The following is a 21,440-nucleotide window of genomic DNA, read 5'->3' on the forward strand; positions in this document are numbered from 1 at the left end:
TTAGTTCCCCGTCGAACGAGTTGTCGCGCCGGGGCGCAGTTCAGGCAGCGGCAGGTATGGCACGACGCCATTTCCGTTCGGGCTGGACTCAAGGAGAACCTTTTCAGAGCCGCCAAGCACCTCTTCCATGGTTTCCAGGAACAGACGCTTGCGCGTCACTTCGGGGGAGTTCACATACTCAGCGTAGATGGCATTGAAGCGCTGAGCCTCACCGGTTGCTTCCTGCACCACGCGGTTGGTGTAAGCGGCAGAATCTTCGCGCAGGGCTGCAGCACGACCACGCGCATCACCCAGAAGGGTGTTGGCATAGGAGCGGGCCTCTTCCTGAAGGCGCGTCTCGTCCTGACGGGCGCGCTGCACTTCGTTGAACGCATCAACGACTTCAGCTGGCGGACCGGCGTTTTCGATAAGCACCTGACCGACGCGAACGCCGAGCTGATAGCTGTCGAGAATGGACTGGGTGATCTGCTGGACTTCCAGCTCGATACCGCGACGGTCATCACTGTAGATGTCCTGTGCGGGACGACGGCCAGCCACTTCGCGCATCGCGCTTTCAGCGGCATTCCGGACCATTTCCTCAGGGTCACGCACGTTGAACAGGTAAGCGATAGGATCGCTGACCGACCAAAGCGCAGAGAACTGCACATTGACGATGTTCTGGTCGCCCGAGAGCATCAGGCCATTGCTGCCGGATGCATTGGCACGCGAGCCAGCCGCCGAAGCCGAACCGATAGTGGTCTGATTTTCGGTGACGGTGACGCGCTCAACCGTCTCGATGGGCCACAGATGGAAATGCAGACCCGGATTGGAAAGCTCAGGCTTTGGCTTACCAAAGCGCAGCTCGACGCCAACTTCCTGCGGTGCAACGGTGTAAACCGAATTGACGCCCCAGAAGGCGATCAGCGCGAGAATGCCACCAACAATGGCCCAGCGCCCACCTGGGACGCCGCCCTTGAACTGATCGCGACCGCGGTTGAGGATGTCTTCGAGGTTGGGCGTGTTGCCGCCACCTGGACGGCGTGGACCGTTTCCACCGCCACCGGGGGCCTGTCCCCACGGACCGCCATTATTATTGCGGCCACCCCCGCCTCCATTACTCTCCCACGGCATCGCGTCCCTTTCGGATAAATCTACTACGTTACGGACTTATATAGGCAAGGTCCTCGCGCGATCAATGCACGCTGGGCTATCGACGTTCGTACACATTGACGCGGTAGCGCGCTTCATCCTTTGGCGAAGGCTCAATCTCAGGGCTATCAACCACAATCCACTGCTCGGGCGAGATGACTGGAAACAGTACATCGCCTTCCGGATTGAGTTCAATATGAGAGATATACAGGCGATCGGCCACGTTCATCAGTTGAGCATAAATATCGCCCCCTCCGATAATCATGACCTCATCAACGCCATCGGCCACCGCAATCGCGCGCGCTTTCTCCAGTGCTGCCTCGATTGTGGAAAACACCAAAACACCCTCGGGCTGGTAACCCGGCTGGCGAGTCACCACGATATTGGTGCGACCCGGCAGCGGCTTGCCCACGGTTTCATACTGTTTGCGCCCCATAATCATGGGCTTGCCCATGGTAGTGCGCTTGAAAAAACCAAAATCGGACGGAATCCGCCAGGGGATGGTCTGCGAGCTGCCGATGACGCCGTTTTCGGCGACACCAGCGATCATGGCGATCTTAATGCTCATGACCTACTCGGCCGTGTCATGGCGCTGAAGGATCAGCACATCGAGTTCCCGCTCTGGCCAATAGTTTTCTTTGACCATTTCGAAGGTCGTCGGGCCGATCTTTTTGACGCCGTCGCCGCAGAACGACACGAGGTTCTTGGTGTCACCTTTATCGACGACGAGACGGAATTTCTCGATACCGTTGCCGCCCCAATTGCCACCTGTGGTGACGATATAAGAAAGCCAGTTCTCGTAGAACGGCGCGGCATAGTATTCTTCACCCTTGGGAATGGTGGCGCGCACCGCAGTGATCAGCGCGTCGTCGATGCAATACTTGTCGGTGTATTCCTTGACCGGATCATAGCCCTCATAGGCCTCGCCGAGGAAGTTTACCCCAACGGTGCCACCAACACTGGGCTTGTACCGATGTTCGACCGTCACCGTTTTGCCGGCAGGGAAGGTCGCTTCCCAAGTGTAGGTCGCCTTATAGGTCCAGGCTGGCCAATAATGCTTTTCCCAACCTTTCCCGGCGTCGAATTCGTCCGGAGTGATCATGCCCAGATGCAGCAGCTTGTCGCGCGTTGCCTCGTCGAGGTGGTCAGTGGCCTCGCCCGCTGCCTCGTTGATCGGCACCAGCGGTAGCTTCAGCGACCTGAGCAGTTCCGTACGATCAACCCCGAACGAATAGGCATATTCGTTTAGGGTCGCATCGACCGGCTTGCCGTCAAACGTCGTCTGGAACTCAAAGAGATTGTCGTCAGGTCCATTGGGATAGGACACTGGAGAATACATGTCCGGCACAATCTCGGGCATTGGGAACGCCACAAGGATGTTCTGGTCCACATCGGTGTCGTTGCGGAACTCATAGACAACGCGGATTTCATCACGAGAGATGAACAGCTCTTCGCTCTGCATCACGATGTCGGAATTGCTGATGAACTCAAGGCCACCCGTGGTCAGCACAGCGGTGGTGTCATTAGCCAATACCGGCACACCGGCAGCAAGCACCATGGCCGTGGCGGTCAGGAACTTCATCGCATCCTCCAAAAAACTTGTCGTCTCAGACGCTTGGGGCGAAGCTCGGACTCTCTGCCGTCACGTCATGTTCAGGACGCTATGTAGCCGCATCGCCTAGCTTTGCGGAAGATACCTCAGCCACTTGCGGGCGAGTGCTGCATCAAGGTCGATTTTGTTGTGCCGCGCGAACAGCAGCAGCATGGCCAATACGTCCGCCGCCTCATCTTCAAGCGCGACCCGAATCTCTGCTGCGTCAGCACCTTTGAGCCGCCCCCTGCCCGTTCCCTTCAGATGCTCGGCAGTCAGCTCGCCGAGCTCCTCCTGCAGCTTGAGCAGATACCAGTCGGCACTGCGCTCAATCTCGAAGCGTTCGGCGTAAATGTCCGAAACCAGCGCGAGTTTATCCGCCAGTTCGGACAGGCCGGTCATACGGACACCGCAGCCTTGATGTGTGGGTGCGGATCATAACCAACGAACTCAAAGTCCTCGAACACGAAGTCCTCAAGGTTTTTGACCGCAGGATTGATCTTGAGCGACGGCAGCGGGCGCGGTTCGCGCGTCAGCTGCAGCTGCGCCTGCTCGAAGTGGTTCGAGTACAGATGCGCATCGCCAAAGGTATGGACGAAGTCACCCACCTCCAGCCCCGTCACCTGCGCCACCATATGAGTCAGCAGCGCGTATGAAGCGATGTTGAACGGCACGCCGAGGAACGTGTCGGCAGAGCGCTGATAGAGCTGGCAGCTGAGCTTGCCGTTCGCCACATAAAACTGGAACAGGCAATGACATGGCGGCAGCGCCATTTCATCGACTTCTGCCGGGTTCCAGGCCGACACGATATGGCGGCGAGAATCCGGCTTGGTGCGAATGGATTCGATCACATTGGCGATCTGGTCAATCTTGCGGCCATCCGGCGCAGGCCAGCTGCGCCACTGCGAACCGTAGACTGGTCCAAGGTCGCCATTTTCGTCGGCCCATTCGTCCCAGATCTTCACGCCGCGCTCTTGAAGCCAGCGCACATTGGTCTCGCCACGAATGAACCACAGCAGTTCATAGACGATGGATTTGAGATGCAGCTTCTTGGTCGTCAGCAGGGGAAAGCCCTGCGACAGATCAAAACGCATCTGGTAGCCGAACAGGCTGCGCGTGCCAGTACCGGTACGGTCGGCCTTGTCGGCGCCATGCTCAAGGATGTCGGATAAAAGCTTCAGATAGGGCTGCATGGTTCCATCCTAAGACGATTCGCCCGGCGCTGGCGCTTCTCCCAGATGGCTTTTCAAAAGCCGTGTCAAAAGGTCGATCTGCTCCTGCTGTTTTTCCAGCAATGCCTTGAGATCGCCATCACGCATCCGGTCCACCTTGTCGTGCAGCGCCATGATCTCGATCTCGGCCTTGAGATTGCATTCGTAGTCGTGACTGGTGACCATGCGATCCTTCGCCGCCTGCCGGTTCTGGCTCATCATGATGACCGGCGCCTGCACCGCCGCCAGCATCGACAGCAGCAGGTTGAGGAAGATGAACGGATAGGGATCCGGTGCCGACTGGCTCAATCCAAGATTCAACCCCACCCAGATAAGCAGCACGACACCAAAGATGATCAGAAAGGTCCATGAGCCGCCGAACGAGGCCACGCCATCGGCCAGCCGCTGCCCAAAGGTGGATTTATCATCAAAAATTACGCTGGCATCCTGGGAGAGCGCCCTGCGGCCAATCGATTGCTCCAACACGAGACGCTCGTGCTTTGTCAGCGCTTTCTCACCTTTACCCAGAAACCGCTCGGCAGCGGAAATCAGCTTATCAGTCGGGATGTCAGTCATGGCTGGCTCTCTTGGCTTGTTGAACCAAACCTACACCGAATTGACGAGCGATGCTGCTGACACACACTGTCAGCCTAGCAATTGTAGGTGTGAGCGCAGGCATTGAGGAGAGCGCAAATGGCCATTGAACATCTCAACCCCGAGGGCATGTACAAAAGCCCTGTCTTTTCACAGGGTATCGTTCTACCCGCTGGCGCCCGCCTGTTGCTGATCGGTGGACAGAACGCTGTCGACGCCGACGGATCCATCATCGGCAAGGGCGACGTCGCTGCCCAGAGCGCCAAGGCGCTCAGCAATCTCCAGCTTGTGCTGGAAGCTGCCGGCGGGCGGCTGGAAGATCTCGTCAAAGTGACCGTCATTATCGATCAGGACGCTGACCTGCGGTTCGCGTTTGGCGCGTGGATGGCCGTGTGGGGCGACCGCACCAATCCACCCACCGTCACCGGCTTCCGCGTCGCCGGCCTAGCCAATCCCGATTTCCTGATCGAGATCGAAGCCCAAGCTGTGCTGCCGTGAGTGCGCTGCGACCTTTGCGCGCTCGCGAGACCATGGAGCCCTTTGTGGCCGAAGCTTTGGAACAGCGCGGTGTGCGTGCCCAATACGACGCCAGGCCGCCCTATCAGCGCAACGATTACCTGCTGTGGATCAATAAGGCCAAGCTCGACGACACCAAGCAAAAACGCCTCGCGCAAATGCTGGACGAGCTCGAAAATGGTGGTGTTTACATGAACATGGCGTGGAACGGCTGACCCCAATATTGCATCCCGCGCCCGACCGTCCTATATGTGAGGGGCTCGCAAGAGCTATGGCGATAAACTGTCATCGTAATAAACCTTTCGGACCCGGGGGCAGTACCCGGCGCCTCCACCATTATGGGGGCGAAACAGGATCGACGAGGGCGTAAAGGGTGTGCTTTTGCTCGGTGAGGTACCACCGTTATCGGTCCGAAACTTATAGTTGCAAATGACAACAATAAGGCTCCAGTCGCTCTCGCTGCGTAAGCAGTGCTAGCATTGGGAAATTAAGTCCTCCACCCCTAGCCGGGTGACAGGCGGGGTCCGCAGGCACCTGGCAACAGAAGCCTGCACCTTCCCTAATTGCCAATAGATTTCCCTTTATCCTTGAATTCTAATGGAACGTGGGGCTGATATGAGCCGTTCAGGATTCGATTAAACTGCCGGAAGGTTGACTATGGCCGAAGACCACATGCGCTACGATATTCTCGCTCAGGAAGCCCTGCGCGGCGTCGTGCGCAAGGTGCTGGCTGAAGTTGCCAAAACCGGCCTTCCTGGCGACCACCACTTCTTCATTTCCTTCGTGACACGCGCCCCGGGCGTGCGCCTCAGCGAAAAACTGCTGGGCCAGTACGACAAGGAAATGACCATCGTTATCCAGAACCAGTATTGGGACCTCAAGGTCACCGAAACCGGTTTTGAAGTCGGCCTGTCCTTCGACGGCCAGCCCGAGCTGCTTGTCATCCCCTTCTCCGCAGTCAAAGGTTTCTTTGATCCGTCGGTCCAGTTCGGCCTGCAGTTTGATCCGGCCACTGCACCGGGCTCCGATGCTGTCGAGGCGGACGCAGACGAAGCCGTCGAAAGCGTTGCCAGCGCAGTACCTGAAGAAGGCGAAAGCAGCGGCGAAAAGGTCGTGAGCCTCGACGCCTTCCGCAAAAAGCCCTGACATTGCCCTGATGGACAAGCGATCCCTGTCCATTGCCGGTCATCGCACGTCGATTGCCCTGGAGCCCGAGTTCTGGGCTGCACTCGAACGCATGGCCGCAGAAGCAGGCCAGCCAATGGCAGGCCTCATCCGCACCATTGATGAAACCCGCCAGACGACAAACCTGTCGTCTGCGGCGCGCGTTGCCGTATTGAAATGGTATCAGCAGAAAGCCGAAACGCCCGCTAGTTGACCGGCTGGTTCACCATGGGTTGATAACCCAGGTTCAGTTGCAGCGGCTGCACAGGGGGCGCCACTTGCGGTGGCGCGACAGGCTGCTGTTGTTGCTGACGCAGCGCCTCTTCCTCAGCCGCCTTGCGGGCCGCCTCTTCAATGGCCAGACGAGCAGCCTCTTCGGCGGCGGCCTTCCGGCGCTGCTCTTCGATCAGCTTATTGCGCTCTTCAGCCGCCGCGCGCTGGCGCTCGGCATCCTCCGCGCGCAATACCTCAAGCCGATCGACCTCAAGTTCATTGGCCCGCACCTGCACAGCACCCACCAGTTCTTCCAGATCAGGCGTGATGGCCGGGGCCGTCAGCGTGCCCTTGATACGGGTCAGAATGCGCGCGGTATCTTCGCCAACAAGGCCACGTTCATCGGTGAAGCCAAGCGGCGTCAGCACGAAACTGCCATCAAGCCCGAGCGACTTGAGCGCCAGATTGAGATTGCCCGCCAAACGCCCGCCATTGCCTTCAACGATGAAGTTGGCGAGACGCGCAACGCCACCGGCGATGGTGAATGTACCGGTCGCCGTCGGAGCCGAGAAACTCCCCTGCCCCAGCGCCAGACTGACGATGGCCCTGAGCGCATCAGAGTCCATGTTGAGCACGTCACCCAACCCGGCAACCGTGGGATAAACACCCGGCGACAGCCCTGCGACCGCAAAGTCCTTCAGCGTAAAGCTGCCTTCCCCGGTAAGGCTCCCCATCGCTTCGGCAATGCTGGCGCCAGACGCCTCAAAGCGCATGCCGCCATCAAGCGCGCCACTCAACGCATTGGCCACAGCGGGCGTCGCGACAGCGTCGACCGGCACGCCAACAAGGCTCATGCGGCCGCTAATATTCTTCTGGGCCAGCGGGCCCTCGCAGCACACCGCCACGTCGAACGTCGCCTTGCCACCTCCAACGCTTGCCTCAAACCGCGACAAGCGTAGACGGGTCTCATCCCACGCCAGATCGAACGTTGCGTTCTGCATGCGCTCGACACCACCCGCGGTGACGACAGGCGCAGTGACACTCACAGTGCCCCGTGTGACGCGCGGCTCAGAGGCCGCATCGATTGGCCCCTCGGGCCAAACGTCGATCGCCCCGACCAGCGCCGCGCGACCAAACAGTGTGGCGGCCAGACCTTCAACCGAAACGGTGTCGATTGTTACGGCACCTGACACAGCGGCGGTTGAGCCGGTGCGCGACAGGGCCAGCTCGCCGCCAAAACCGACTTCGCCGGATTTGCCCTTGATATCAGTCAGGCGCGCCAGACGTTCGCCCTCGAAATGCAGGGTTCCACTACCCACCGCCAGCGGCAGGCTGAGGCCTTGCGAGCCGACGACTTCGGCCATCGTGCCGGCATCGCCCAACGACACATCCAGCGTGCCAGTGCCTTGAATTTCGCCCGTAGCGGTCATCAGCAAGTTGCCGGTAAAGCCGACGCGTTCAGTGCCAAGGCTGGCATTCAGGTGACTGTCGAGGCTATTGGTTGGCGAGCCCTCGACCGCAAAGCTCACCAGCATGGAGCCATCGCCGCTGAACAGTTCGGCATTACCCAGTCCAACCTGTTGCGTCAGCCCGGCGACATCCATGGATTCAAGCGCGCCATTGAGGCGCAGCGGCTCGGTCAAAAGCCCGCCAATGCCGGCGCTGAGTTCAGCCCGTAGATTAAAGTCAGAAACACCCAGGGTGCCGCCCACGCTCAAGATCTGCCCACCCTGATCATTGGGCGCTTCAAGATCAATCGAGAGGTCGGCGGGCAATGACGGCGCCAAGGCACCGCGCCAGGATTCAGGCGTCTGTAAAACCCCATAGAGCAGCGCGAGCGCTGGCGCTGAGGCGGACGATACCGCAACGCGCCCCGTGCCCGAAAGCTCTGGCTCCGCCAGTGTGCCACCGAGCTCAAGCGCACCGTTAATGCGCGCCCCGCCCCATTGCGCGGCAGACAGACGCGAGAAGGCGATCTTGTCCTGGGTCCAGCGCCCCTCGGCCACAAGCTCCGTGCCGTCTTGGCCAAAGGCCCGCGCGCGATTGGCCGTCAGCGAAAAACTGCCCGTCGGGAAGCTGCGGCCAAAAGCCGGATCATTGCTGATATTGGGTAGCAAGGCGCCAAGGGCAGCGCTTTCGATCGTCGAGAGCACATCGAAATGACCCACCACATCGAGCCGTGTCTCATCGCCAAAGCCCAGCCGCAGTTCGACAGCATGCGACTTGCCATCAAGCGTCAACCGGCCCGCTGTCAGCCCCAGCGCGTCGCCGACCAGCATGACCTTGCCGTCGAGACCGCCGGGCATATTGAACAGCGGATTGTCTTCGCTCGGTTTGCGCCACAGCGCAGCCAGACTATCGAGGCGTTCACTGTTCAACGATACCGAGCCACGAAACGCCGGGCGTCCTGCTTCATTGTCTAGGGAGCCGGTCGCGCGGACCTGGGTATTGCCGGGCAATTGACCCTGCAATGTGTCGACCTGCCAGCTCTCGGCATCGGTGGTCGCGGACACCACCACGTTACGGATGGAGAAAGCACGGAGCCCCACTTCGGCAAGGTCGATACTGACCTTGCCGGGAATGGGCGGAACAGGCGGCGCGGGCAACTCGGCCAACAAGCGCAAAACCTCATAGGGTTGCGTTGACGTGTCTTCCTGCGCATCGCGCGGCGGCAGGGCAATCACCCCGCCCGAAATGACAGCGTCAAAACTCGGCGCCGCGCCAATCTGAATGCTGGCCGAACCCGTCAGCCGTGCGCCGCTGCGGTTTTCATCTGGCTGGAGCGTGTAGCCCGACAGCAGGACGCGGTCGGTCGAGCTGGTCACCTTGCTTGTAAACACCAGATCACCGCGCACATCGCTGGCGCTGGCGGCAACGGGCGGCGTCTGGCGGTAGGTCAGCGTGCCATCAAACTTCGGCGCCATGCCGGCTTCGAGCTGGCCCTCGGCCGTGAGCGAATATGCGCCGCTTTCGGGCCGAAGCCCCAGCGTTACGCGCGCATTGCCGGTGATATTGGCTGCGGCGGAGTTGAACCGGACGCCATAGCGTTCCCCGCCATAAGTGCCCGAACCCTGAAACTGGAATGGCCCGGAGAAGCTGGCCAGCTTTAGGTCGCCATCGACGGCAGAGGCGACATAATTGGCGCCGGACCGCTCATCGATAATGCGGAACGTCGCGTCGATTATGTTGGCCTGCATCAGCGCAACGCCACCGCCCTCGCCCGTGACATTGATGCCCGAGGTCAGGAAACCGCTGTCATCAATGGTGAAGTCCACCACCGGCTCGCGCAGCACCAGTTTGGTGACGTGATAATTGTCGCGCAGGAAATCCATCAGCGAGAAGTCTGCTTCCACCGCATCGACCGTCGCCGCAGGCTCATCGGGAGACCCAACCAGAACGTCGGTAAACGTCAGGCGCGGCTGCGGGAGGAGCGAAAACTCGATATCGCCACGAATGGTAACCTCTGCGCCCAAAACGCCGCTCGCCAGCTCTTCCATGCGCTCGCGATAGTCACCCCATTGGATGAAACGCGGCACGATAAAAGCACTGCCCAGCGCGAGGATCGCGATCAAGCCGACGATGATGTAAATGCGATTCAGCAAATTGCGTATGGGCCCCGGTTTCGCGGGGAGAGTGTAGGCATGCGCGGTCCATGCGCAACCCCGCGCAAGCCTTGTACGCAGCTTAGTGGGCGGGAATACGACGGCTCATGCCCGATTGCGCGAAAGTGAAGGCCCGGCATCGACCCAACGCGAAGCCATGATGCCCCGTGTTCTATACATTGGGCCTGTCGATCCCTATATTGCCAACGAGAACAAAATAAGATTCGTCAATGCCCGCGCAGAGCGTCCCTGCCCCGGATGCCGCGATGGAAAGGCCCTTTATGCCCGGTGAACCCCACCCACTCGACCGCCCCGCCGCCGGGTCGATCACCAGCCAGTTCAAGCGCAACCAGACGCCGGACTATCTGAGTGGTCTGAACGAGGAACAGCGCGATGCCGTGGAGACCATTGATGGTCCTCTGCTCGTGCTGGCTGGCGCGGGCACCGGCAAGACGCGCGTGCTGACCACCCGCATCGCCCACATCATCAATACCAACCGCGCCTGGCCCTCCCAAATTCTGTCGGTGACCTTCACCAACAAGGCCGCCCGGGAAATGAAGGAGCGTATCGAGAAGCTCGTCCCGCGGCTCGACGCCATGCCCTGGATGGGCACGTTCCACTCCATCGGCGCACGCATTCTGCGGCAGCACGCCGGGCTGGTGGGGCTGACCAGCACCTTCACCATTCTCGATACCGACGATCAGATCCGCCTGATCAAGCAATTGCTCGATGCCGAAAACATCGACGAGAAGCGCTGGCCCGCCAAGCTGTTCGCCTCGATGATGGATGGCTGGAAGAACAAGGGCCTGCTGCCCAAAGATGTCTCGCCGGCCGATAGTGGCAGCTATGCCAATGGCCTGGGCGGCAAGCTTTACGCCGACTATCAGGCACGGCTGAAGTCCCTGAACGCCGCCGATTTCGGCGATCTGCTGCTGGAGTGCATCCGGCTGTTCAAGGAAAATCCGGACGTGCTGGCCGAATTCCATCGCAAGTTCAAATACATGCTGGTGGATGAATATCAGGACAGCAACGTCGCCCAATATCTCTGGCTGCGCCTTTTGGCGCAGGGCAAGCCCGCCAGCGAAGCCAATATCTGCGTCGTCGGCGATGATGACCAGTCTATCTATGGCTGGCGCGGGGCCGAGGTCGACAACATCCTGCGCTTCGAAAAAGACTTTCCGGGCGCCAAGGTGATCAAGCTCGAGCGCAATTACCGCTCCACCTCCAATATCCTCAAGGCCGCCTCCAACATCATCGCTTTCAATGAAAGCCGCCTCGGTAAGACCTTGCAGACCGATGTTGGCGAAAAAGGCGAACTCGTTTCTGTCACCCAGCTTTGGGACAGCGAGGAAGAAGCGCGCACGGTCGGTGAAGAGATCGAGCAATATCAGCTTGCCGGGGAACAGCTCAACTCCATGGCGATACTCGTGCGCGCGTCGTTCCAGATGCGCGAGTTCGAAGAGCGCTTCATCACGCTTGGCCTCAACTACCGCGTCATTGGTGGTCCGCGCTTTTATGAGCGCAAGGAAATCCGCGACGCCATCGCCTATCTGCGCCTGGTTGCCCAACCGGCTGACGATCTGGCGCTCGACCGCATCATCAACACGCCAAAACGTGGCCTTGGTGACTCCACGGTGCAGCTGCTGCATAGCGCAGCTCGCGCCGCCAATGTCCCCCTGCTCTCGGCCATCCGCATGCTGGTGGAAACCGAAGAGCTCAAACCCAAGCAACGCACCACCCTGCGCGGTCTGGTGTCCCAGTTTGATGACTGGGCGTTCCACGCCCAGACCATGCGGCCGTTCGAACTCGTCGAGCGCATCCTCGAGGAGAGCGGCTATACCGATATGCTCACTGCCGACAAATCGGTTGAGTCAGAGGGCCGCAAGGAAAACCTCAAGGAACTCAGCCGCTCCATGGAGGAGTTCGACACCCTCGGTGGTTTCCTTGAGCACATCGCGCTGGTGATGGATCGCGACAGCGCCGAAGCATCCGACGCCGTCACCATCATGACCCTGCATGGCGCCAAGGGACTGGAATTCAACACGGTCTTCCTGCCCGGTTGGGAGGAAGGCACTTTCCCCAGCCAGCGCTCGATGGATGAGAGCGGCCGTGCGGGTCTCGAGGAAGAGCGCCGCCTCGCCTATGTCGGCATCACCCGTGGCCGCAAGCGCGTGCGCATATCAGCCGCCCAGAACCGCCGTATTCACGGCCTCTGGCAGTCCGCGATCCCCAGCCGCTTTCTCGATGAGCTGCCCGCGGACGCTGTCGAGGTCAAGGACACTGGCTCGTCCTATGGCGGCTATGGCTATGGCGGCGGCGGTGGGGCAGCTTCGCGCTTCAACAAGGCCGACCCGTTCGAAAGCGTCTATGAAACGCCCGGTTGGCAGCGCGCGCGTGCCCAGCAAGCCAGTCGCAGGGGTGGCGGTCCACTGACCATTGAGGGTGATCTGGTTGCCCGCTCGGTCGATCTGGGCAACGATCGTTCGGCCTTTGCCATGGGCGAACGTGTGTTCCACCTCAAATTCGGCTACGGCGAAATCGTCGCGATTGAAGGCAATAAGCTAACCATCGAATTCGAAAAGGCCGGCCGCAAGAAGGTGCTGGAAAGCTTCGTACAGAAGAGCTGATTGAACTATGGCCGTCCCGCAAAGCAAGGCAGAGCTGCTCTCTGCCATCGACATCAACTACGCCAAGCTGGCCAAGGATCTGGCCAGCATTCCCGAGCCTTTGACCCGCGCCAAAACGCTTGAAGGCCACATGAAAAACACCACGATGAGTGTCCATGACCTGGTGGCCTACCTGGTCGGCTGGAATGAGCTGGTGCTCAAATGGCATGCCCAGCAGCGCGCGGGCAAAGTGGTCGACTTTCCCGAAACCGGCTTCCAGTGGAACCAACTGGGACAGCTCGCCCAGAAATTCTACGCCGATTACAAAGGCCTGGCCTGGCCGGAACTACTGGTTCGTCTGGAAACGGCCAAGACCAAGCTTGTAGATCTGGTCGAGAGCCAGAGCGATATCGCGCTCTATGGCGTCTCCTGGTACGAAAAGCACACCATGGGTCGGATGATCCAGTTCAACACTTCCTCGCCCTATGCCAATGCGCGCGGCAGGCTCCGGGCATGGAAGAAGGCCAACGATCTGGACTGACGGCCCTTAGGGAAACCGCTTGCCGATTTCGGCGATGTAGGCCGCTGCTAAGCGCCCAAAATTATTCGCGTCCAGGGCAATCGTCTGGCCAATCGCGATCCCCGACACGGCCTTTTCGGCGTTGTACTTGATGGTCTTGTTGGCCTGCAAAACCCCGTCATGTTCCATGATGGAATCCGAGAGCATGCGGACTTCGTTCAGCGGGTTGCCATCCTTGCCCTCTGCCCCACGCATGCGGTGCATGAAGTGGTGATCGAGCGCCAGCAACATCGAGTTGAAATAGCCCGGCGCAAAAGCCGCCAGCGCCGCTTCAGCCTTTGCGTTTCCCTTAGCTGCTGCTGCAAGAGCGGCGAAGGCCGCAAGCTGCTCGTCAACTTTGGCGGCAGCCAACTGGACATGGACTTCAGGATAACTGGTCACTGCAAGCATTGTTGATCATCCTCGAACTGTGCTGGAATTGCGCTGCGAAACAGCAGTGCGACCAGCTTCATTTTGGATACAGCCTCACCATATCTAGTGCCAATCAACAAGGGACCACGCCATGATCATCACCACGACGCCGAGTGTAGAAGGCCGCCAGATCGTCGACTATTTGGGCATCGTCACCGGCGAAGTCATTGTTGGGGCAAACGTTTTCAAGGACCTGTTTGCCAGCGTGCGGGACATCGTCGGTGGCCGCGCCGGCGCCTACGAATCCACCTTGCGTGATGCGCGACAGGCGGCCTTCCGAGAACTTGAAGAAGAAGCTCGCAGCCGCGGAGCGGACGCTGTGGTGGGTGTGGACATCGATTATGAAGTCGTCGGCTCGGGTGGAAGCATGTTGATGGTATCGATTTCGGGAACCGCGGTCACCTTCTAGAACAGAGCAAGTCAACGCCTCGGTAGAAATACAGATGCGCCTTCATATTTATTTACCTTTATCGGTGCAATAACAGCATAACCTGTTTCGTCGATAAGTGTGATGGCGTCCATCCGAATACAGAACTTGCAGTGGCTTGGTGTGGTGATCTGCGCGGCCTGCGCCGTGTTGCTCGGCGGCTCGGCTTTGTACGCAAACATCACAGATTATGCGCGCGCCAGCTCTGGCGTCGCGGCCCTGACGCATTTCGAAACAATCCTGTCGCTCACCAATGCGCTCTCCAAAGAGCGCGACCCCGCCGCCGCCGCCATGGGTGCGGAGGGCGATGAGCTGACCGGAGTCCGGGGCGACATAAGAACAACGCGCCAGGCAGTGGATGAGGCACTTGTGGCCGTCAAAGAAAGCTATGCCGCCGAAATGGCAGCCAATGCCGAGCTGCGCCGCAGCTTTGATGGCCTCGATTTCGTTCTGACTGTATCGCGCCAAGCCGTCGACACCATCCTCAGCAAGCCCCTGGAGCGGCGCTCCGCGCCCGATGTGACAAGGGCCATCGAGGCCATGTTCTCCGTCACCGATGCCGCCACGGTGCTGCGCGCCCGCATCGGTCGCCAAACCATGCTGAGCGTGCCCCAGATCACCACCGAAATCATGCTGTGGGCCGCCGCCAGTGAAATGCGCGAACAACAGGGTCGCCTGAGCGCCTATGTGGTGATGATGCTGGCCTCAAACGTGCAGCAGGACCGCCGCTATCTCATCAAGGTCAACGAGACCGAGATCAGGCTCCGCCTGATGCGCAACATTCTGCACAATTACACCACGGCCTATTTTGACAGTGGAAAGGTGTCCGAACTGCTGACCTGGATCGATGCCGATTATTTCGGCCGTTCGTTGACCTATGCCCGGATGACGGCTCGCCTGCATGAGAGCGATGGGCCCATCGGCTCGGTTGAGTTCACCAATAAATACCTGCTGGGTGTCGCTTCCACTGAGCAGGTGACCGAACTGCTGGTCAACCAGTCCCTGGCCCAGCTGCAGCGTATGCGCGAGGAATCTGGCACCTCGGTGCTGCGCTCAGCAATACTAACCGGCCTGATCGTCCTCGCCTTGCTGGCGCTGGCAGTCGTGTTCCGGCGCATCCTCTTCCGTCCGCTCGCCGTCGTGCACGACCAGCTCACCGCCGTGGCCCACGGCGATCTGTCCGAGCCGCCGCCGCGGCACCCGATCGGTCGGGAAATCCGCGAAATGCTCGAAGGCGTCGCCGTGCTGCGTAACCAGCAGCGCGAAAAACTGCGCCTGGAAACCGAGCAGCGCCGCATGACCGAAAGGCTCAAGGCCCTGTCGGAAACCGACACACTGACCGGCCTGCCCAACCGCCGCGCGCTGCGAGACTTCGCCCACAGCGTCTTCGAACAGGCCGACACCGACGCGCATACGATTGGCGTTATCATTTTCGACGTGGACCACTTCAAGTCTGTCAACGACACCCTCGGCCATTCCATGGGTGACATGGTCCTTCAGAAAATCGGCAAGATCCTCCCGCCCCTATTGCGCTCCAACGATATCATGGCGCGCTATGGCGGGGAGGAGTTCGTGATTTTGCTAAGGGACACAGATGCTTCGCGCGCCTTCGCCATTGCAGAGCGCCTGCGGCTCACCCTCAGCCGAACCCAGGTCAGCCGCAAGATTGGGCTCACCGTAACGGCCAGTTTCGGCGTCGCGCTGCGCTTGCCCAACTCACCGGAAAACTGGGACACCGTGGTCGCTGTCGCCGACCGTCGCCTCTATGCAGCCAAGCGCGGCGGACGCAATCAGGTCTGCATGCACGATAGCGACATCCCCATCGCAGCAGTGGGCTAATTCGCCCCATCGCCGACCCACAGGCAGCTGGCGGATTGACTTGTTGCAGGCGCTGCCGCAACTAGGGCGAAACCAACTGAAAGCCCTGCCATGCAAGTCGACCAGCTCTCCGCGCCCCTCACCAAGGAACAGGCTTATGCCCTGGTCGATGCGGTTATGGAGCGGGACGATCTGGCGCTGACGGCAACCGCGCACGAGAACGAAGATATCGAACAATGGTACTTCGAGGCCTCCTGCGAGAGCCCGGCCAATGTTGAATCATTTTCTGAACTGGCACGCCAAACCCTTGGCATGGATGTAGAATTCACCGTTTCGACCTTAGACCCTGAGGTCAATTGGGTCGCCAAGTCGCTGGAGGGCCTGGCGCCGGTGGTGGCAGGCGGGTTCTACGTTTATGGCAGCCATGAAACCGGCCCTATCCCCCATGGCGTGACCGCTATCCGTATTGATGCGGCGCAGGCCTTCGGCACCGGCCATCACGAGACCACTACAGGGTGCCTTGAAGCCATCGACAAGCTGCTCAAGCGCAAGAAGCCGACCCGCATGATTGACGTCGGCACAGGTACTGGCCTTCTCGCCATTGCCCTGGCCAAGCGCACCCGCACCCCCGTGATCGCCAGCGATATCGACCCGATTTCAGTGACGACAACCATTGAAAATGCTGAGTTTAATGGCGTTGGCAATCAGATCATCGCGCTGGAAGCGACTGGCCTGACCCACCCGACGATTGCCCAGCATGCGCCCTATGACCTGATCGTCGCCAACATTCTGGCCGGTCCACTGATGGCGCTGGCGCCAGCAGTCGGCAAGGCGGCGCAGAAGGGTGCGACCATCATCCTGTCCGGCATTCTGGAGCATCAGGCGCGTGGCGTGATCAACGCTTATGCCCGCCAGGGCATGACGCTGACACAGAAGCTGCAGCGCAAGGACTGGACCACTTTGATGCTGGAAATGAAGTAGCTCAGCGCTTCGTTCGGCTAGCACACTGTTAGCATCTGGCGTCGCATAGCGGCGCAAACAGACAGTGTCGCAAGACACGCGTCACACCCTCGGGCCAACCCCGAGGGTTTTTCATTTGAACGCCCAAAAAGCAAAATCCCCGAAGCGAGCTCCGGGGATCGTCAGATCGTCAGCAGTAAACTGCAGCGGCCTTACGGGCGCTTGGTGAACGCGCCGATCAGCTGATGCTGCATGCGATAGCTGACCTGGCGGCTCGATTCGCGACCACGGGCGTCGATAACGGACCCCAGTGCCTTGCGGAAATCGTTCTTGCTCTCAGTCATCTCAGTCTCCATGCACGTGGACGATGATCTATTGCCACCGTCGTGAGCGTATCTAGGCTATTCCGGCACGCTTGGTTAGGCCCGTTGAGTCAGACCAGCCATGCTGGTTTCGCAGGGCGCGTTACCGACCCTTAAACTTATAGTCCAGCGAGGGATGGTCACGCTCATACTGCTCAAGGAAGCGCTTGGCCTGGCGCGCACGACCTTCGACGAGGGCGTCAAGGGTAAGCCGGAACAAGTTCCTGGTCGTCTTCATTTTTGTTCTCCGAATTCTTGTGGTCTATATGGTCAACCGTGACTGGCATGGCCATGCTCACCTGGACAAACCACCCATGACCGGAGCGCATTCCGGCACAGGATCGAACAATGACCACCCAGACCTTTCCGCCCGCCGTGTTCCAGAGCTTTGATGAGAAGTCGGACCCAAGCGATGTCGCCCCTCGCCTCGCCGCGCTGCGGGGCGCACTGGCCAAGGCCGGTGTCGATGCCTTTCTGGTGCCGCGCGCCGATGCGCACCGTGGCGAATCCGTACCGCCCGGCGAAGCGCGCCTTGCCTATATGACCGGGTTTACCGGCTCCGCCGGGTTTGCCGTGGTCGGGGCCGACAAGGCAGGCCTGTTTGTGGACAGTCGCTACACGCTGCAGGCGCCCGCCCAGACCGACACCAAGGCGGTGACCATCCACGAATGGCTGCAGGGCGGCCTCTCCGTCGAGATCGGCGATTACGTGCCTGAAGGCGGCATCATTGCCTATGACCCATGGCTGCATACGCCCGGCGAAATCCGTGACCTTGCCGAAAAGCTGGCGGGCCGCGCCACGCTCAAGCCAAGCGCCAATCTGGTCGACACCATCTGGGCCGACCGCCCGGGCGCACCAGTGACGCCAATCGAATTCCTCGGCCACAACCGGTCGGGCAAGAACGCCAGCGACAAGATCGCCGAATTGCAGGCGGCGCTGGCCACTGACCATGCCGACGCAACCGTGCTGACCCTGCCAGAGTCGATCTGCTGGCTGCTCAACATGCGCGGCCGCGATGTGCCCAACACGCCGTTCGTGCTTGGTTTTGCCATTGTGCCGCAGACCGGCCTGCCAACGCTTTATCTCGATGCCGCCAAGATCACCGCCGAGCTCAGCCAGTCGCTTGACGGCATCGCCCATGTCGCCAGCAGCGACACCCTGCCCGCTGCCCTCGCCAGCCTGGGCAAGGACGGCAAAGCCGTACTGATCGATCCGGCCAGCGCGCCCGAAGCCATTGCGGCATCGCTCAAGAACGCCGGTGCCAAGCTGATCGAAAAGCGCGATCCCGTGCTGCTGCCCAAGTCGCGCAAGAACGACGCCGAGCTGGGTGGCATGCGCGAGGCCCATCGTCTCGATGGCATTGCGCTCGCCAAGTTTCTCAGCTGGTTCGACAGCGCCGCGCCCAAGGGCGACCAGACCGAAATTGGCCTCGTCACCGCTCTCGAAGCCTTCCGCCGCGAAGAAGAGACCTGCGTTGACGCCAGCTTTGACACGATCTCTGGCGCGGGCCCCAATGGCGCCATCGTGCACTATCGCGTCACCACCAAGACCGATCGTACACTGCAGCCAGGCGAACTGATGCTGCTCGATAGCGGCGCGCAGTACCTGGCCGGGACCACCGACATCACCCGCACCATGTCGACCGGCAGCTCAACGCCCGAACAGCGCGACCGCTTCACCCGCGTGCTCAAGGGCATGATCGCCATCTCCATGGCCAAGTTCCCCAAGGGCACCAGCGGCGCGCAGATCGACGTGCTGGCCCGCCAGTTCCTTTGGCAGGATGGCGTGACCTACAACCACGGCACCGGTCACGGCGTGGGCGCGTATCTGGGCGTGCACGAGGGCCCCATCGGCATCTCTTCGCGCTACACCATGCCGCTCGAATTAGGCAACGTGATCTCGAACGAGCCCGGCTACTACAAGGCTGGCGAATACGGCATCCGCATCGAAAACCTGATCGTCGTCGTGGAAAGCGCCTCGCCGGGCTTCCTCGAATTCGAGACGATTACGCTGGCGCCAATCGATACGCGACTGGTGGACAAAACGCTGCTGACCGAAGCAGAGCGGGTGTGGCTGAACAGCTATCACCAGCGCGTCTGGGACGAAATCGGGCCGCTGGTATCGGGATCGACGCGGGAATGGCTGAAGGGCGCGACGGCGGCGATCTAGGCTCAGCGAAAGGATACCCCCACCTAGCCTCCCCCTGAACAGGGGGAGGAATTCAGCTGGTGGGTGGTACGAGAACCTACGCACAAGACTAGCTCCTCCCCCTGTTCAGGGGGAGGTTGGGAGGGGGTATGTTCCTTCGACCTGTAGCCATCGATAACTCAAAACCCACTGCGCTGCCCTCGGACTTGATCCAAGGGCCTTTGGCCGCTTGTGCCGCGGGATAGTGGCCCTCGGATCAAGTCCGAGGGCAGCGCAGAGGATATGATATGTATGGGGACTACATGACCCCGGAAGAATACGCCCTTACTCGCCCGCAGCCTCGGCAAAAATTTCGCTCAGGCGGTAGACATTATCGGGGCTGGTGGATGCGACGTCGTCAATCTTCCAGCCATTTTCGTTGACCAGATCATAGACCAGCGTGCGCGGCTGGTCGAAATTCTTGAAGGTCACTTCGACCGTGGCTTCCTCGCCGGAAATGTCTGGGGTGTGGATTTCAAGATCGGTGATGTCGAAGTCCTGACCGTCAATATAGGGGTCGAAGCCCAGCGCGCCCATTTCGCCTTCTGGCGTATTCTGCGCGTCATTGTCATAAAGCGACTGCAGCGCCTCGGAGCGGAACTGGCTCTCGTCGTCGGCGAAGTCGCCGCTGAAATAGGGCTCGTAAAAAGCCTCCAGCAGCGCCTGGGGCGTTTGATAGGACTCTGCTGCGGCAAAGCTGGTGCAGGCGAAGAATAGGCCGGTCGCGATTGTTGCTAGACGCATTGCAGTCTCCGAAATATCTGCGGGCGGGTGCTCCCTGCCCTAGTTGAACCAGAATACGTAATTCAGCCAGTCCGCCCCGAAAGCCTCATTGGCTTTGGCAAAGCTCTGCGCGTCAGCGATCGGCCCATCCTTGAGATAGGGCAATATAGCTGAACCGGAGATGAGTAAAACCAGATCGGTCTGCTTGGCCGTGTCGAAATAGGCTTTGAGATCAACGCCCTTGGCAAAGCGCCAATGCGGCACGAGGAGCTTGCCGTCGAGCACCTCGTCAATCGTGTCCAGCGTGGCCATCCATGCATCGACAGTCTGCTGGCTGACGCTGTGGCCCGGCAGGATCGAGGTCTGGCGCGGCGATGGCACCAGTTCCCTATTATCATCGGTCTCGGCCAGAATGGCGTCCCAATTCTGGCGCGACAGATCGGTGATGGCTTTGAGACGATCCAGAACACCTGCGAGGCGCGCCTGGTCGGTGACGGGGAAGCTCAGCGTATGAATGCCGGCGATCAGATCGGCAATACTGGCATCTGTCTCGGCGCCCAGAAACAGGTCTCCGGCCGTGTTGAACTCGCCCATCGGCAGGCCGGACAATGGGAAGACCCGGTGCAGATACGCATTGTAGAAATTAGAAAAATCGTGCGCCAGTAGCAGATCGATGGGCGCTGCGACGATCTGGGTGTAGCCGGCGAACCAGAGCGCATCGGCACGATCAAAGCCGACTGTGGTCAGCAGCGGCTCGTCCGGCGTCTTGCTCTTGGTCTTGCCGGTTGGCGCTGGCGGCGGGAAGGTATTGTCATCGAACTGGCTGAGCAATGCCGCCAGGGTTTCGCCCTCATCCACCTTGCCGTCACCGTTGAAGTCGATGCGGACCTTGAGCGGGTCGATGGTGATGACATAGTCACCGGCCTCGCCAGCGCGCTCGAACGCATCGCGCGCGTCGTCGAGTCCGGACAGGAACCGGTCAAACACCCCGCGGAGCGCGTCATAGGTGAGTTTTTCAGGCTGCAGGTTAGCCGGCGCGGGGCCGGAGCCCCCACCGCCGCCCATCAGCAGCTCAAACGCCGCATTGCTCGGCACCGTTGCGCCATAGCGATAGAGATCCTGCGACAGGCCCTCATAGGTCGTGACCAGCGTCAAAAGGCCCAGCCCGTAGCAAGCTTCGCTATCCGCTGTCGAACAGGCTTCGTTGGCGGCGCTGAGCCCCGCGCTGGCCGTGCCGGCATAAAGGTGAGCGACGACGGCGTCGCCAGCCTCACCCGCCTGTGCGCCCAAAGGCAGCATGGTGGCGGCGAGCGCCAGTCCGGCCAGTCGTTTCATATCGCTTCCCTC

22 protein-coding genes and 1 other RNA gene are annotated in these 21,440 nt (G+C 60.3%); 11 read left to right on the forward strand and 12 right to left on the reverse strand.

Annotated features, from left to right (window positions below):
- The 6 genes from hflK to WH87_RS16185 form a co-directional block, all read right to left on the reverse strand.
- A complete protein-coding gene (gene hflK / locus WH87_RS16160) occupies positions 1–1,110 on the reverse strand; it encodes an FtsH protease activity modulator HflK (RefSeq protein WP_046140524.1) in 1,110 nt (369 codons plus the stop codon).
- Between the two features lie 76 nt (positions 1,111–1,186).
- The gene (locus tag WH87_RS16165) at positions 1,187–1,696 is read right to left on the reverse strand and encodes a dihydrofolate reductase (protein WP_046140523.1); all 510 of its coding nucleotides are present in this window, start codon (positions 1,694–1,696) and stop codon (positions 1,187–1,189) included.
- A gap of 3 nt (positions 1,697–1,699) precedes the next feature.
- Entirely contained in the window at positions 1,700–2,710 is a 1,011-nt protein-coding gene (locus tag WH87_RS16170) for a DUF4424 family protein (protein WP_046140522.1), read from the reverse strand.
- A gap of 96 nt (positions 2,711–2,806) precedes the next feature.
- Positions 2,807–3,121: a nucleoside triphosphate pyrophosphohydrolase family protein gene (locus WH87_RS16175; protein WP_046140521.1), complete on the reverse strand. Its 315-nt coding sequence runs from the start codon at positions 3,119–3,121 to the stop codon at positions 2,807–2,809.
- On the reverse strand, positions 3,118–3,912 hold the full coding sequence (locus WH87_RS16180; RefSeq protein WP_046140520.1) for a thymidylate synthase: 795 nt from the start codon (positions 3,910–3,912) through the stop codon (positions 3,118–3,120). The genes WH87_RS16175 and WH87_RS16180 overlap by 4 nt, the downstream gene beginning before the upstream one ends.
- Before the next feature lie 9 nt (positions 3,913–3,921).
- Complete coding sequence (locus tag WH87_RS16185) at positions 3,922–4,506, reverse strand: DUF1003 domain-containing protein (RefSeq protein WP_046140519.1); 585 nt, start codon at positions 4,504–4,506, stop codon at positions 3,922–3,924.
- Positions 4,507–4,623: 117 nt separating this feature from the next.
- On the opposite strand from WH87_RS16185, the gene WH87_RS16190 reads away from it, so the two are divergent.
- From WH87_RS16190 to WH87_RS16205, 5 genes are all read left to right on the forward strand, one after another.
- Entirely contained in the window at positions 4,624–5,022 is a 399-nt protein-coding gene (locus WH87_RS16190; protein ID WP_046140518.1) for a RidA family protein, read from the forward strand.
- Between the two features lie 44 nt (positions 5,023–5,066).
- The gene (locus WH87_RS16195; RefSeq protein ID WP_245622448.1) at positions 5,067–5,255 is read left to right on the forward strand and encodes a YdeI/OmpD-associated family protein; all 189 of its coding nucleotides are present in this window, start codon (positions 5,067–5,069) and stop codon (positions 5,253–5,255) included.
- 4 nt (positions 5,256–5,259) lie between these two features.
- Positions 5,260–5,595: a transfer-messenger RNA gene (ssrA, locus tag WH87_RS19440) on the forward strand.
- A 102-nt stretch (positions 5,596–5,697) separates the two neighbouring features.
- Positions 5,698–6,186 carry an SspB family protein gene (locus WH87_RS16200; protein WP_046140516.1) on the forward strand — a complete coding sequence of 163 codons (489 nt, stop codon included), beginning with the start codon at positions 5,698–5,700 and terminating at the stop codon, positions 6,184–6,186.
- Between the two features lie 10 nt (positions 6,187–6,196).
- Entirely contained in the window at positions 6,197–6,418 is a 222-nt protein-coding gene (locus tag WH87_RS16205; protein ID WP_046140515.1) for a ribbon-helix-helix domain-containing protein, read from the forward strand.
- Here the strand turns inward: WH87_RS16205 and WH87_RS16210 are convergent.
- Entirely contained in the window at positions 6,411–10,019 is a 3,609-nt protein-coding gene (locus WH87_RS16210; protein WP_046140514.1) for an AsmA family protein, read from the reverse strand. The two genes, WH87_RS16205 and WH87_RS16210, sit on opposite strands and share 8 nt — an antisense overlap.
- Before the next feature lie 281 nt (positions 10,020–10,300).
- On the opposite strand from WH87_RS16210, the gene WH87_RS16215 reads away from it, so the two are divergent.
- Positions 10,301–12,646: an ATP-dependent helicase gene (locus WH87_RS16215; protein ID WP_245622449.1), complete on the forward strand. Its 2,346-nt coding sequence runs from the start codon at positions 10,301–10,303 to the stop codon at positions 12,644–12,646.
- Between the two features lie 7 nt (positions 12,647–12,653).
- Positions 12,654–13,166 (forward strand): ClbS/DfsB family four-helix bundle protein, encoded by a 513-nt coding sequence (locus WH87_RS16220; RefSeq protein ID WP_046140513.1) that lies wholly within the window; start codon positions 12,654–12,656, stop codon positions 13,164–13,166.
- 6 nt (positions 13,167–13,172) lie between these two features.
- Here the strand turns inward: WH87_RS16220 and WH87_RS16225 are convergent, their stop codons facing one another.
- Positions 13,173–13,595, reverse strand: a complete 423-nt coding sequence (locus WH87_RS16225) for a hypothetical protein (protein ID WP_046140512.1) — start codon at positions 13,593–13,595, stop codon at positions 13,173–13,175.
- A gap of 112 nt (positions 13,596–13,707) precedes the next feature.
- On the opposite strand from WH87_RS16225, the gene WH87_RS16230 reads away from it, so the two are divergent.
- The 3 genes from WH87_RS16230 (at position 13,708) to WH87_RS16240 (ending at position 16,842) form a co-directional block, all read left to right on the forward strand.
- Positions 13,708–14,025, forward strand: coding sequence for a heavy metal-binding domain-containing protein (locus WH87_RS16230; RefSeq protein WP_046140511.1), 318 nt, complete (start codon positions 13,708–13,710; stop codon positions 14,023–14,025).
- 102 nt (positions 14,026–14,127) lie between these two features.
- Positions 14,128–15,882, forward strand: coding sequence for a GGDEF domain-containing protein (locus tag WH87_RS16235; RefSeq protein ID WP_082092747.1), 1,755 nt, complete (start codon positions 14,128–14,130; stop codon positions 15,880–15,882).
- A gap of 90 nt (positions 15,883–15,972) precedes the next feature.
- Positions 15,973–16,842 carry a 50S ribosomal protein L11 methyltransferase gene (locus tag WH87_RS16240; protein ID WP_046140509.1) on the forward strand — a complete coding sequence of 290 codons (870 nt, stop codon included), beginning with the start codon at positions 15,973–15,975 and terminating at the stop codon, positions 16,840–16,842.
- Positions 16,843–17,033: 191 nt separating this feature from the next.
- Here the strand turns inward: WH87_RS16240 and WH87_RS20265 are convergent, their stop codons facing one another.
- Both WH87_RS20265 and WH87_RS20270 read right to left on the reverse strand, forming a co-directional pair.
- On the reverse strand, positions 17,034–17,165 hold the full coding sequence (locus tag WH87_RS20265) for a hypothetical protein (RefSeq protein ID WP_263574796.1): 132 nt from the start codon (positions 17,163–17,165) through the stop codon (positions 17,034–17,036).
- Between the two features lie 121 nt (positions 17,166–17,286).
- A complete protein-coding gene (locus tag WH87_RS20270; protein WP_281175325.1) occupies positions 17,287–17,421 on the reverse strand; it encodes a hypothetical protein in 135 nt (44 codons plus the stop codon).
- Between the two features lie 110 nt (positions 17,422–17,531).
- Between WH87_RS20270 and WH87_RS16245 the strand changes: the two genes are divergently transcribed.
- Entirely contained in the window at positions 17,532–19,352 is a 1,821-nt protein-coding gene (locus WH87_RS16245) for an aminopeptidase P family protein (protein ID WP_046140508.1), read from the forward strand.
- Between the two features lie 303 nt (positions 19,353–19,655).
- On the opposite strand, the gene WH87_RS16250 is transcribed toward WH87_RS16245, so the two are convergent.
- Positions 19,656–20,114, reverse strand: coding sequence for a DUF3828 domain-containing protein (locus WH87_RS16250; protein ID WP_046140507.1), 459 nt, complete (start codon positions 20,112–20,114; stop codon positions 19,656–19,658).
- A gap of 39 nt (positions 20,115–20,153) precedes the next feature.
- Positions 20,154–21,428: a hypothetical protein gene (locus WH87_RS16255; RefSeq protein WP_046140506.1), complete on the reverse strand. Its 1,275-nt coding sequence runs from the start codon at positions 21,426–21,428 to the stop codon at positions 20,154–20,156.
- Between the last annotated feature and the right edge of the window lie 12 nt (positions 21,429–21,440).

It is taken from the genome of Devosia epidermidihirudinis (assembly GCF_000971295.1).
GTDB classification, from domain to species: Bacteria; Pseudomonadota; Alphaproteobacteria; order Rhizobiales; family Devosiaceae; genus Devosia; species Devosia epidermidihirudinis.